This window comes from Aerosakkonema sp. BLCC-F183 (assembly GCF_041929145.1).
GTDB lineage: Bacteria > Cyanobacteriota > Cyanobacteriia > Cyanobacteriales > Aerosakkonemataceae > Aerosakkonema.
The window spans coordinates 1-12,279 of record NZ_JBHFNU010000024.1 but is presented as its reverse complement, the minus strand read 5'-3'; the positions used below and the strand labels follow the sequence as shown (position 1 = coordinate 12,279).

Below are 12,279 nucleotides of genomic sequence, written 5' to 3'. Positions count from 1 at the left end.
CTAATTATTAACGATGAACTGCAAAATGATTAATTTTCGATTGTTTTGAATTCGTATACATTCCAACGGTAATCTCCCAGAGCCGAGTATTTTACATCTTGAATATTATTGCGAACTGCCGCCAGAGCCAGCGGGTTAACTAAGTGAATAAACGGCAGATATTCTTGCGCTAGCTTTTGAGTTTCCCCATAAATAGCTTTGCGTTTGGCTTCATCTAATTCTCGTGCCGCCTGAATGTAAAGATCGCCGATTTTTTTCTCCCAATCGCTAATTTCCCGTCCTTCTATAGGTGTTTGTCCCGATTGAGGTTTTTGGTTAAAACTGTGCAATCCACCGTCAGGAGACCAGATATTAAAACCGCTGTGCGGTTCGGTACTTCCGGTAAAAGCAAGTAAATGGCATTCCCAATCGAGGGTGTTGGAAAGTTTGTCTACAAGTGCGCCAAAATCAAGGGGAGTCAAATCGACTTGAATGCCGATTTTTTCTAAATCTCCCTTAATTTGGGAGCCTATGCTATCCCTACCGCCAGTAGCAGGCGATAGCAGCGAGAAGCGCACCCGGTTACCATCAGCATCTAACAGCTGGTTTTTGTTGTTATATTTGAATCCCGCTCCTAATAGTAATTGCTTGGCTTTTTCTGGATTGTAATCGTAGGTTGGGAGCCCTTCTTGAGGTGTAAGGTAATAGGGACTTTGCACGGAAATGGGTGAGTTTTGCGGCTCGCCCAAACCCCGATATATGTTGTTAATCATGGTTTGGCGATCGAGCCCATAAGCAACTGCCTGTCTGAACGCAACTGTATTGAACCAGCGAGATTTTATCGGGTTTACCAGAGGTTTGCCGTTTCTTCTTCCTTTGTTGAGATTGAAAGAAATAAAAATTGTGCCCGTGTCTGGCCCAGCATTTTGGATGCTAAAGTTTCCTCGCTTTTCCTCTCGCTTTAATAACTGAAAACTTGACGGCCCAATTTCGATAATATCCAATTGTCCGGAGCGGAATTGTATTAAAGCTGTATCGCTTTGCTCGACAATTTGCCAGACAATTCGCTCGATGTAGGGTTGAGAATTTCCCTCAGCATCATGTCGCCAGTAATAGGGATTGCGGCGAAAAGTGACGCGCTGAGTAGCTTGGTAGCTTTCTAGTTTGTAGGGGCCGTTGCTAACAATTTTTTGGGGGTCTGTATCGGTTCCCCAAGTCGATAGAAACCGAGGTTTACCATCTTTGTCTTTGGTTTTTATGGATTCTTCTAGGGCGTGTTTTGGTAAAATTGCCGCTCCTCCAGCGCTCCTAAGTAAGGGGGCAAATGGCTCCGGTACGGTGAATTCTATGCGGCGATCGTCTAATTTCTTTACAGTGGGCAAGGCGCGACTTTCTCCAATTCGCAGACCATCTCTGGTGTCTGTGGGAATTTTCTCGTTTAAGTAGATGTCATTAAAGGTAAAAATAACATCATCAGCCGTTAACGGTTGCCCATCAGACCATTTCAATCCTTCTCGCAATCTAAAGATTATCTGCTTGGAATCCGGCGAAATTTCCCAAGATTCAGCTAGCGCTGGTTCAATTTCCCCAGTCTTGCCATTTTCAGCAATCATACCATCATAAATGAAATTAAAAACATTAGGTGATTCTTGGCTGAGGGCGTAGTTAAATGTTTTTGGTTCGGTGGAGAGACGGACGACTAACTGAGAGACGCGATCGCCCTCTTTTTTAAATTGGGCTGGATTGCAACTGGTAAGCGATATGGCTACAATAGCCGTCATCAAAACTACAAACCAACGACAGCGAGTAATAGGGGAAAAAATCTTAGTGGAGAGCATATTGTTATGTCACGCTAGTTTTTTTAGATAATCAGCCCTAGTATCTTCTACTCAGGATACTTTTGATAATCTCTGGGGCTATTTTTATTGATTTTGAGTTCGGCAATGTTCCAGAGTAAGCCACCCAATCCGGAGAACTTCACACCTTCTATCTCATTCCGTACAGCCGCCAGAGAAAGCGGATTAACTAAGTAAATAAAAGGCAAATACTCTTGACTTATACGTTGTGTTTCAGCATAGATCGCTTTGCGCTTGGCTTCGTCTAACTCCTTTGCTCCTTGGATATAAAGGCGACCGATTTCTGCTTCCCAATCGGCTATTTCTCGACCTACGATCGGAATTTCGTCCGGTGCGGGGGCTTGATTGAATCTATGCAATCCCCCTTCGGGAAGCCAAATATTTGCCCCATCATTGGGCTCAATTCCTCCCGTAATACCACCAAAATAAGATTCCCAATCAAAAGTATTGTGAAACTTATCTACTAAGGCATTAAATTCAATCAGACTCACATCTACTTGCATTCCAATTTTACTTAAATCTTGTTTGATTTGGGATACTATTGCCTCAGCCGTTCTGCTGCCTGTATTGGTAAGCAATGTGAAGCGAACTCGGTTCCCATCGGCGTCGAGTAATTGGCTTTTATTGTTATATTTGAATCCCGCTCCCAACAGCAATTTTTTGGCTTTTTCTGGATTGTAATCGTAGACTTTTAAACCCTCTTGAGGAGAAAGGTAGTAGGGACTTTGCACAGAAATTGGGGAATTTTGCGTTTCGGCAAGACCGCGAAATAAGTTGTTAATCATAGTTTGGCGATCGATCCCATAGGCAACTGCCTGCCTAAACGCTACCGTATTAAACCAGCGAGATTTAATTGGGTCTATCAGTGGCTTTCCATTTCTTTTACCTTTATTGAGATTAAAGCAAATAAAACTCGTGCCCGATGCTTGCCCACCGTTGTAGATCGTAAAGTTACCCCGCTTTTCTTCCCGTTTGAGTAAGGAAAAGTTGAGGGGAGATACGCCCAGCATATCCAATCCCCCAGAGCGAAATTGGATTAATTGTGTGTCCGCGTTTTCAACTATTTGCCAAACGACGCGATCGATATAGGGCAAACGATTTCCTACTGCATCTTTGCGCCAGTAATAGGGGTTACGCTCAAATACAACTCGCTCGCCAGTCTGATAACTCGGAATGCGATAAGGGCCGTTAACAATAATTTTTTTCGGATCTGTATCTATCCCCCACATAGAGTTAAATTTAGGCTTGCCTTGCGAGTCAAGAGATTTGACAGATTCTCTCAAGCTATGAGCTGGTAAAATTGCTAATCCGGTGCTACGTAAGAAAGGAGCGAATGGTTCCGGTATACTAAATTCAACTCGACGATCGTCAATTTTTTTTACTTTAGGTAAAGCACCACTCTCTCCAATCTTGAGTGTGTCTCTGATATCAGTAGAAATCTTTTCGTTCAGGTAAATATCGTTATAAGTAAAAACAACGTCGTCTACCGTTAGCGGTTCGCCATCTGACCACTTCAAATCCTGATGCAGGGTAAAAACAATCCGCAGTTTGTCTTCCGAAATTTCCCAGGATTCAGCTAGCGCTGGCTCAATTTTTCCATTGACGCCATTTTCACTAATCAGCCCCTCGTAAATAAAACCAAAAACATTTGGCACAGTTTGATTCAGCGCATAGTTGAAGGTTTTCGGAGATGTTAATATACTAGCAACTAATTGCGGTACTTGTTCTGCTTGACTTTTGAACTGATTTGGGTTACAGCTTGTGAGGACGATCGCACTCAGTCCAGCTAACAAAATTGCCAACCAACGCCGCCAATTATATGTAATAATAGGATATCTCATAATTATTTTCTCTAGGGGCAGATTGCAAACCTTACTGTAACTGTAGCCAATTTAGAAAATTTTGCGTGCGGCTGAAATAATTTTCTACACCAGCATTACGTAAAGCCGATCGCACTGACTGCGTATCAAAGTCGTTGCTATTGCCATTAGTTTCGATGTAAAGTATCATGCTAATTAAAAATCATCTGGACGTGCGAAGAAATATTTCAAAACGATGTATCGCAACTTGCTATCGATCCTGATTTCAACTTCAGGTTGAGCTGTGCCATTTTTAAGCAACGACAACAACCCTATGGCTGCTATCTGTTCTTCTGCTGGGGGAGTAGGGGACTTCCAGTGATAGCCTAAGTCGTTCAACCACGATTGCGCTGTGCTACCAAGGTAATCCCCAGATATCCATTTATCGCTTATTTCAAGACCGTAAGGGCTAAGCACTTCCGCAGTATTGAGTATACAAACTGGTGCGGAAAAGTTGCCACTTTCCCATTTAAAAATTTGGATATTTTCGATATCAATAAACATGACGAATGGGATAGCCCCATTGCCAGCTTTTAACCACGAAATCGCTTCGGAAACATTCCCGTATATTTCTCTGTTTCCTTTAGCTTTAACCAACAAAATTATGCGATCGTCATCGTCTAAAATGACAACTTCCGGTTTGATGCGATATACAGTTTTTTCCAATTGTTCGGCGTTCATAATTCATCCTTGAGTAAGCAAAACAACAGCGTAAGCTGCAATTCCTTCTTCCCTACCGACAGGCCCTAATTTTTCGTTGGTGGTGGCTTTGATCCCGATCCGATCGGAGTCTAAGTTGAGAACGCTGGCGAGGCGATCGCGCATTTTGGTAATATGAGGCTTCAGTTTCGGACGTTCCGCTACCACTACCGAGTCAATATTGCCGATCTGCCAACCTTTATCTAACACCAATTGATTCACCTGACTCAGCAACATCAAACTATCAGCGCCAGCCCATTTCTCATCTGTCGGCGGAAAATAATGACCGATATCCCCCAAACTCAACGCCCCCAGCATCGCATCCATAATTGCGTGAGTCAGCACATCAGCATCGCTATGCCCCAGCAAGCCTAATTCGTGGGCAATTTCTACGCCTCCCAAAATCAAACGACGCCCCTCAATGAGTCGGTGGATATCATAGCCATTGCCAATTCTGATGTTCATTGTTTTTTCCTTTGTCATTTGCGATCGGCCATTAGTTATTAGTCACTTCTGCCCATGACCGATCGCTAATGACCACTTAAGCAATTTGCATCAAATTGGTATACTCAGTCAAGAGCTCGTTGTAAGTCAGGCTTTCTGTTTCCGATTGAGGAGTCCAAAGCAATTCAAACACCGTCAGATATTCCGGTGCTTCAGAGCCAATGCTCTCTAGGGCTTGTTTCAATTCTTGAGATGAGTGTATATTTCCAAACAGCGGGCGATCGTTCTCTGTGCCCACTAACAACGTTACCACAATATAGGACCCCGGTTCTGCATCTGGATTCGGATTTACTTCTTTTTGGCTGACTTTTCCCTCTACGTTAGTAAGAGTTTCCGAACTAAATTTGCTGCGTTCTTCAATAGAAAACTTATTAAAAATTTCCTGCGCTGACTCGCGACTGCGGACTGTTTTGGAAGTAGCGGATACGTGCGTCCAGTTTTCGGGCGATCGCAATAGCGCCAAAACTGATTCTTGTAACAATTCTAATAATCCTTCTGGCGTACCCGTATCGAGCCTAAGACTTAATTCTGATAATTCTTTTTGAATCGCACGCGCTTGCGCCAGCAATCCCACTTGAATTTTGCTGACCGTAACAATATTGTTGTCTAATTCTTTATTACCGCTTGGGATAATTCCATTAGTAGTTGCCACATAATTACTGGTGGCTTTATTAAAGGTCTTGATAACTATCAACAGCACAACAGTTGGCACAATTAACCCAAACAAAGAAGGAAATAACCATCCCCATCCGGAATAGAAATAAATTCCACCTGACCTGTACCCACCACCGTAGACGGGAGCAGATTGGTAATACCTACGGCCAGACGAACCGCCACTATTGTTGCTTCTGGAGGGAGAAGAATAACCGCCGGAAGATCTGGAAGGGCGACTGAAAGAACCGCCACCGCTGCGTCCGCCACTTCTTTGGGCGTAAGCTTCTTGCTCAATATTTAACCATGTTGTTTGCTGACTCGAAGGCATCTGAATTTCTACAGTATTAAATAAAAGAAATGCAGTTGCTGTCGTCCAGAGTAAGCGAGATTTAAGAAATCGCATGATTTGTCTACCTTTCGCGAAAGTCTGCTTGTGTAGGTTGCGCGATCGCCCCTGTTATTCTGCTACTGTTTCTTTTGATAATGGTTGTTTTTCAAGCTCAAAAGTGGTAATCTCAGTTTGAGAATCTGTTGTTTCTAACCATTTAGCAAATAAATCGGGACGGCGATCTCGTGTACGTTCGATTTGGCGATCGCGACGCCACTTTTCAATCTTACCATGATCGCCAGATAGCAAAATTTCCGGCACTTTCAGGCCCCGAAACTCAGGCGGACGGGTATACTGGGGATAGTCCAACAACCCCGCCTCAAAACTCTCCGCTTTCAAAGACTCTTCCTTCCCCACAGTTCCGGGTAGCAAGCGCACCGTACCGTTGATCAGAGTGAGTGCGGGAATTTCCCCGCAAGTCAGCACAAAATCCCCCAAGGACACCTCGCGGGTAACTAAATGCAGCACTCGTTCGTCCACACCCTCGTAATGTCCGCAGATAATTACCAGCTGGTCGTAGTTGCCGACCAATTCTCGCAAGAGATCCTGATGGAGAGTTTGACCTTGCGGTGTCATTAAAATTACATCGCGTCTCGGTAAAACTGGCAGCGACTCAACAGCGGCAAAGATGGGTTCTGGTTTGATCAGCATCCCGACTCCACCGCCGTAGGGTTCATCATCTACCCGGCGATGCTTGTCGGTAGCGAAATCTCTGGGATTGATAAGATTAACTTCTGCAATACCTTTGGCCAGTGCTTTACCCAACAGACCGGAACTCAGCGGAGAAGTGAAAAAATCTGGAAACAGAGTTATAATATCAAATCTCATAGGGACTAGGGGATAGGGCGTAGGGCGTCGGGAATAGAGGAAAGGGAATAGAGGAAGGGGAATAGGGACAGCTAATAGAGGAAAGGGAATAGGGACAGCTAATAGGGAAAAGATTTATTCTCCCGCTCCCCCACTCTCCCACTCCCCCACTCCCCTCTTCCCTAACCGCTAACCCCGACGCCCTATCTTAAGTAGAGTGAGTCACAACATCTAGGACGCATAGAGATTATTCTGTATAGGATGGGCAATTTTTTCAATAATTGTTTAATAATCTGTTTATTAATCAGGCATTATGCGTTAATGATTAAGCTCCAGAGTCATCACTATAACAGTTGGCAGTGGAGACTTGCATTTCTTGACTGGAGCAAAATTACGGCGTAGTTTCGACGCCTGCCCTACCGCACGACAAGAGTAACACTATGCTGCAATTAGAATATCAAGCCTTGGAACCCAGAAAACCCCAACCGATCAAAACCGCAATCATGGTGATTGGCGGTGCAGAAGACAAAGTTCACGGACGCGAGATCCTGCACACTTTTTTTAGCCGTGCCGGGTCAAGCGATGCACAAATAGCTATCATACCATCAGCTTCGCGAGAACCGGCCATCATCGGCGAAAGATATCGCAGCATCTTTACGGAAATGGGTGCCAAGCGGATCGAGTTGCTAGACATTCGCGATCGGCAGCAGTGTGAAGATCCCGCCATCCACGAGTACCTAGAAGTGTGTACGGGAGTATTTCTCACAGGTGGCGACCAACTGCGGCTGTGTGGATTGCTGGCCGATACACCTTTTATGGAAAAATTGCGCTTAGCGGTGTGGCAGGGTAAGATAACGCTGGCTGGCACCAGTGCGGGTGCAGCGGTGATGGGGCATCATATGATTGCCGGTGGCGGTAGCGGCGAATGTCCCAATCGCTCGTTGGTGGATATGGCGACGGGTTTGGCCCTGATACCAGAGGTGATTGTAGACCAACACTTTCACAACCGCAATCGCATGGCTCGTTTGATGAGCGCGGTCGCCGCCCATCCCGATCGCTTGGGAATTGGTATAGATGAAGATACCTGCGCCCTATTCGAGCGAGATGGCGTCGTTCAAGTGATGGGTAGAGGTACTGTGACGATCGTCGATCCAGGGGAAGTTACCCACACCAACTATTCCTATGTTGGAGCCACCGACCCCATCAGTATTTGCAATATGCGCGTTCATATTCTCACTTATGGCGATCGCTATGACATCCGCCAGCGCAAAATCATTCCACTTGTGGCAAACAGTCATTAGTACATGGGGAATAGAGCTAGCAAAAGTCAAAAGTCAAAAGTCAAAAGTCAAAAGTCAAAAGTCAAAAAAGGAGCCAGGGCGTCGGGACTAGGGATAAGGAAAAGGGAAAATATTAATTCTCTTGCTCCCCTGCCCCCCCGCTCCCCTGCTCCCCCACTCCCCCACTCCCCCACTCCCCTACTCCCCCACGCCCTGCTTATAAAGCGGTAATGTAGTATTTTTAACATTGGTAATCAAACTTCTTCTCTAGGATGGATGGGATACCAGCAACAGATACATAAAAATGTCCATAGCGAACAGTTTAATAACTCTTCCCCATAAGAAACTAGATAGTTGCTTTGATTGCTTCCTTGCTGCCAAATGACCCTCGGATACTGCCATGAAAATTCTTAAAATCCAGACGTTACGCGGTCCAAACTACTGGAGCATTAGACGCCACAAACTGGTCGTAATGCGCCTCGATTTAGAAGAACTTGCCGATCGACCGTCGAATCAGATTCCTGGCTTCTACGAGGGATTAATACAAGTACTGCCTAGTTTAGAAGAACACTTTTGTTCGCCAGGGTGCAAGGGCGGCTTCCTCAGCCGAGTTCGAGAAGGCACAATGATGGGACATATCGTGGAACACGTAGCCCTCGAACTCCAAGAACTGGCAGATATGTCAGTAGGATTCGGTCGTACCCGCGAAACAAGCACACCGGGAATCTACCAAGTAGTTATTGAGTATAAAGACGAACAAGCAGGTCGCTATGCTGCCAGGGCAGCCGTGCGTCTGTGTCAGAGCATAGTAGACACCGGCACATATCCTCAAGAGGAATTAGAACAAGACCTGTTAGATTTGCAGGAAATGTGGTCGGATGCCTCTTTAGGACCGAGTACCGAAACAATTGTTAAAGAGGCAGAAGCGCGGGGAGTTCCCTGGACATCTTTGAGCGCTCGCGCCTTAGTGCAATTCGGCTACGGGATACACCAAAAGCGGATGCAAGCTACTTTGAGCTCCAACACCAGTATTTTAGGTGTAGAGTTAGCCTCTGATAAAGAAAGCACTAAACTGATTTTGCGGGAAGCTGGAGTACCTGTTCCTCGCGGCACTGTCATCAACTATCTAGACGATCTGCAAGATGCCATCCAAGATGTGGGCGGCTACCCAATTGTAATCAAGCCCCTGGATGGCAATCACGGTAGGGGTATAACCATTAATATTACCTCTTGGGAACAAGCGGAAGAAGCCTACGATGCCGCTAAAGAAGTTTCCAAATCCGTGATTGTGGAACGGTATTATCAAGGCAGAGACCACAGGGTATTGGTGGTAAACGGCAAAGTGGTGGCGGTTGCCGAACGGGTGCCGGCTCATGTGGTAGGAGATGGCAAATTAACCATCGAGCAATTAATTGAAGAAACGAATAAAGACCCTCTTCGCGGCGAAGGACACCAAAACGTTCTCACCAAAATTACATTAGACCGTACTAGCTGGCAATTGTTGGAGCGACAAGGTTACACTCTGGAAACAGTACTGCCAGAAGGTCAAATATGTTACCTGCGGGCTACGGCCAACCTCAGTACGGGCGGGATTGCAGTCGATCGCACCGATGACATCCACCCGGAAAATGTTTGGATCGCGCAACGGGTAGCAAAAATTATCGGTTTGGATATCGCCGGCATCGATGTCGTTACCCCCGATATCACCAAACCGTTAAGAGAAGTGGATGGCGTCATCGTCGAAGTCAACGCCGCACCCGGATTTCGGATGCACGTTGCACCCAGTAAGGGAATTGCCCGCAATGTCGCGGCTCCGGTTATGGATATGCTGTTTCCCCCCGGCACTCCCTCTCGCATCCCCATTGTGGCAATCACCGGTACAAACGGCAAGACAACAACAACGCGATTGATCGCCCACATTTATAAGAGTGCCGGTTTGACAGTGGGCTACACGACCACCGATGCCACCTACATCGGGGATTATCTGGTCGAAAAAGGAGACAATACCGGCCCGCAAAGCGCTCAGTTGATTCTGCAAGACCCGACAGTGGAAGTGGCTGTGTTGGAAACCGCACGCGGCGGCATATTGCGTTCCGGTTTGGGTTTCGACGCTTCCGATGTAGGCGTAGTGCTAAATGTGGCCGCAGACCACCTGGGAATCGGCGATATCGATACGGTAGAGCAATTAGCCGACCTCAAGTGTGTGGTGGCAGAAGCTGTTTTGCCTAAAGGTTACGCGATACTGAATGCAGATGACCCCCTAGTGGCGAAGATGCCAAAGCGGGTGAAAGCCCAAGTTGCTTACTTCACTATGAATCCAGATAACTCTTTGGTGAAGGAACACACGAGTAAGGGAGGCGTGGCGGCAGTTTACGAAAACGGCTATTTGTCGATTTTGAAGGGAGATTGGACGCTGCGAATCGACCAAGCGGTAAACGTACCCCTGACAATGGCAGGACGTGCGCCATTTATGATTGCCAATGCCCTAGCTGCTGCTTTGGCAGCGTTTGTGCAAGGCGTTGATATCGAGACAATTCGCACGGCGCTCAAAACATTCCGCGCTTCCGTCAACCAAACGCCGGGACGGATGAATATCTTTAATTTAGGCAAATTCCACGCTTTGGTGGATTATGCCCACAATCCCCACAGCTACGAGGCGCTGAGCGGTTTTGTCCGCAACTGGCCGGGTGAGAGGATTGGCGTAGTGGGTGGCCCTGGCGATCGCCGCGATGAAGATTTCATTTTGTTGGGCAAACTGGCGGCGGAAATGTTCGATCGCATCATCATCAAAGAAGACGACGATACGCGGGGACGTCCTCGCGGTGACGCATCTGCCTTGATTGTCAAAGGCATCCAGCAAGCTAAGCCAGATTCCCGTTACGAAGCTATCCTAGATGAGACAACAGCTGTCAACAACGCTTTAGATACCGCTTCTGCGGGTAGTTTGGTGGTGATTTTACCCGAAACTGTCAGTCGTGCGATCGGCTTGATTCAAGCACGCAATCCAGTACCCGATCCCGTACAGCAGCTCAATGGGGCAACACCTGTAAATACTGCACAGTCTACGGTAATCAATCAAGTCTAAGTAAGTTAAAAGGCAAAAGTCAAAAGGCAAAAGGCAAAAGAAACAAGGGTAAAAGGAAAATTTCCCGACTTCATCTTTTGCCTTTTTTATTTCTTTGTTATCGTTAAGAACGATTAAAATTTGTTGCGACATTGTGAATATTTAGTTGATGGAGATATAATCCGGAAATTGTTCGGTATTCATCTATGCCACAGCGATCGCCTTACGCACAGGTATCTCAGCCAGCACGGTTTTGTTCTCAAGTCAAGTTAAAGTTGTGGTTGGCGAGTGGTTTGGCGCTGCTTTATTTGGGATGGGGTGGAGAAGTGCGATCGCAAATAGCCCCTGACGGCACTTTATCTACCAACGTCACAACTCTAGATAATCAGAAATTTACAATAAATGACGGCAACCGAGCCGGAAACAATCTTTTCCATAGCTTTCGGGAGTTCTCTATCCCAACTGGCGGTGAAGCATTTTTCAATAACGCAGTCGATATCCAGAATATTTTCAGTCGGGTAACGGGTAATTCGAGATCTAATATAGATGGATTGATTCGCGCTAATGGCATAGCTAACTTATTTTTGATCAATCCAAATGGGATTATTTTTGGGCCGAATGCGAGATTGAATATTGGTGGCTCCTTTTTGGGGAGTACAGCCAGTAGCATCAAGTTTGGTGATGGAGTTGAGTTTAGCGCTACCAATCCTCAGACTGCTCAATTGCTGAGTATTAATGTACCAGTAGGATTGCAATATGGAAATAATCCAGGAGAGATTCGCGTACAGGGGAAAGGTCAAGAATTTGGTAAGGAAGGCACAGAGAAAAGTTTCGATAGCGAGTTAAATCCCTTAGAAGTTACCCCTGGCAAAAATTTGATCCTAGTTGGTGGCAATGTCATTGTTGATGGCGGTATTTTACAGGCTCCTGGCGGTCGTGTGGAGATAGGGGGACTAGCAGGAGAGGGAACGGTAGGACTCAATGCTGATGGTAGTTTGAGCTTCCCCGATGGGGTGACAGGCGAGACGCCTGTCCCACAAGCAGATGTTTGACATACTCCCCAGCCTGAAGGCGTGGGGATTCTTTACGCTTCATTGACGGATGCTACCGAGGTAGTCTTAATCTGTCTCGACGTACATTTAGAGTCGTGCCGATGCCCCGTGCCGACTTTTTCTATATTTGCCGATGC

At 46.2% G+C, this 12,279-nt stretch carries 10 protein-coding genes; 3 read left to right on the top strand and 7 right to left on the bottom strand.

Annotated features, from left to right (window positions below; all coding sequences use genetic code 11):
- Positions 1 to 29: 29 nt before the first annotated feature.
- From ACE1CD_RS06655 to trmD, 7 genes are all read right to left on the bottom strand, one after another.
- On the bottom strand, positions 30 to 1,817 hold the full coding sequence (locus tag ACE1CD_RS06655) for an ABC transporter substrate-binding protein (RefSeq protein ID WP_374822578.1): 1,788 nt from the start codon (positions 1,815 to 1,817) through the stop codon (positions 30 to 32).
- 47 nt (positions 1,818 to 1,864) lie between these two features.
- A complete protein-coding gene (locus tag ACE1CD_RS06650) occupies positions 1,865 to 3,676 on the bottom strand; it encodes an ABC transporter substrate-binding protein (protein WP_374822575.1) in 1,812 nt (603 codons plus the stop codon).
- 31 nt (positions 3,677 to 3,707) lie between these two features.
- The gene (locus ACE1CD_RS06645; protein ID WP_374795412.1) at positions 3,708 to 3,845 is read right to left on the bottom strand and encodes a hypothetical protein; all 138 of its coding nucleotides are present in this window, start codon (positions 3,843 to 3,845) and stop codon (positions 3,708 to 3,710) included.
- A 5-nt stretch (positions 3,846 to 3,850) separates the two neighbouring features.
- Positions 3,851 to 4,375, bottom strand: a complete 525-nt coding sequence (locus ACE1CD_RS06640; protein ID WP_374822572.1) for a hypothetical protein — start codon at positions 4,373 to 4,375, stop codon at positions 3,851 to 3,853.
- 3 nt (positions 4,376 to 4,378) lie between these two features.
- The gene (gene ispF / locus ACE1CD_RS06635) at positions 4,379 to 4,858 is read right to left on the bottom strand and encodes a 2-C-methyl-D-erythritol 2,4-cyclodiphosphate synthase (RefSeq protein WP_374795414.1); all 480 of its coding nucleotides are present in this window, start codon (positions 4,856 to 4,858) and stop codon (positions 4,379 to 4,381) included.
- Positions 4,859 to 4,934: 76 nt separating this feature from the next.
- Entirely contained in the window at positions 4,935 to 5,954 is a 1,020-nt protein-coding gene (locus ACE1CD_RS06630) for a DUF1517 domain-containing protein (protein WP_374795415.1), read from the bottom strand.
- Between the two features lie 54 nt (positions 5,955 to 6,008).
- On the bottom strand, positions 6,009 to 6,767 hold the full coding sequence (gene trmD, locus ACE1CD_RS06625; RefSeq protein WP_374795416.1) for a tRNA (guanosine(37)-N1)-methyltransferase TrmD: 759 nt from the start codon (positions 6,765 to 6,767) through the stop codon (positions 6,009 to 6,011).
- 419 nt (positions 6,768 to 7,186) lie between these two features.
- Here trmD and ACE1CD_RS06620 point away from each other — a divergent pair, with 419 nt between their 5' ends.
- The 3 genes from ACE1CD_RS06620 (at position 7,187) to ACE1CD_RS06610 (ending at position 12,142) form a co-directional block, all read left to right on the top strand.
- The gene (locus ACE1CD_RS06620; RefSeq protein ID WP_374822569.1) at positions 7,187 to 8,047 is read left to right on the top strand and encodes a cyanophycinase; all 861 of its coding nucleotides are present in this window, start codon (positions 7,187 to 7,189) and stop codon (positions 8,045 to 8,047) included.
- Between the two features lie 379 nt (positions 8,048 to 8,426).
- Positions 8,427 to 11,111, top strand: coding sequence for a cyanophycin synthetase (cphA, locus tag ACE1CD_RS06615; protein WP_374822567.1), 2,685 nt, complete (start codon positions 8,427 to 8,429; stop codon positions 11,109 to 11,111).
- A 185-nt stretch (positions 11,112 to 11,296) separates the two neighbouring features.
- Entirely contained in the window at positions 11,297 to 12,142 is an 846-nt protein-coding gene (locus ACE1CD_RS06610; protein WP_374822564.1) for a filamentous hemagglutinin N-terminal domain-containing protein, read from the top strand.
- Positions 12,143 to 12,279 lie beyond the last annotated feature (137 nt).

Bases quoted from the DNA above. Each gene is read 5' to 3' on its own strand.
- ACE1CD_RS06640 (WP_374822572.1), bottom strand. From the start codon at position 4,375: ATGAACGCCGAACAATTGGAAAAAACTGTATATCGCATCAAACCGGAA.
- ACE1CD_RS06645 (WP_374795412.1), bottom strand. From the start codon at position 3,845: ATGATACTTTACATCGAAACTAATGGCAATAGCAACGACTTTGATACG.
- trmD (WP_374795416.1), bottom strand. From the start codon at position 6,767: ATGAGATTTGATATTATAACTCTGTTTCCAGATTTTTTCACTTCTCCG.
- ACE1CD_RS06655 (WP_374822578.1), bottom strand. From the start codon at position 1,817: ATGCTCTCCACTAAGATTTTTTCCCCTATTACTCGCTGTCGTTGGTTT.
- ACE1CD_RS06610 (WP_374822564.1), top strand. From the start codon at position 11,297: ATGCCACAGCGATCGCCTTACGCACAGGTATCTCAGCCAGCACGGTTT.
- ispF (WP_374795414.1), bottom strand. From the start codon at position 4,858: ATGAACATCAGAATTGGCAATGGCTATGATATCCACCGACTCATTGAG.
- ACE1CD_RS06620 (WP_374822569.1), top strand. From the start codon at position 7,187: ATGCTGCAATTAGAATATCAAGCCTTGGAACCCAGAAAACCCCAACCG.
- cphA (WP_374822567.1), top strand. From the start codon at position 8,427: ATGAAAATTCTTAAAATCCAGACGTTACGCGGTCCAAACTACTGGAGC.
- ACE1CD_RS06650 (WP_374822575.1), bottom strand. From the start codon at position 3,676: ATGAGATATCCTATTATTACATATAATTGGCGGCGTTGGTTGGCAATT.
- ACE1CD_RS06630 (WP_374795415.1), bottom strand. From the start codon at position 5,954: ATGCGATTTCTTAAATCTCGCTTACTCTGGACGACAGCAACTGCATTT.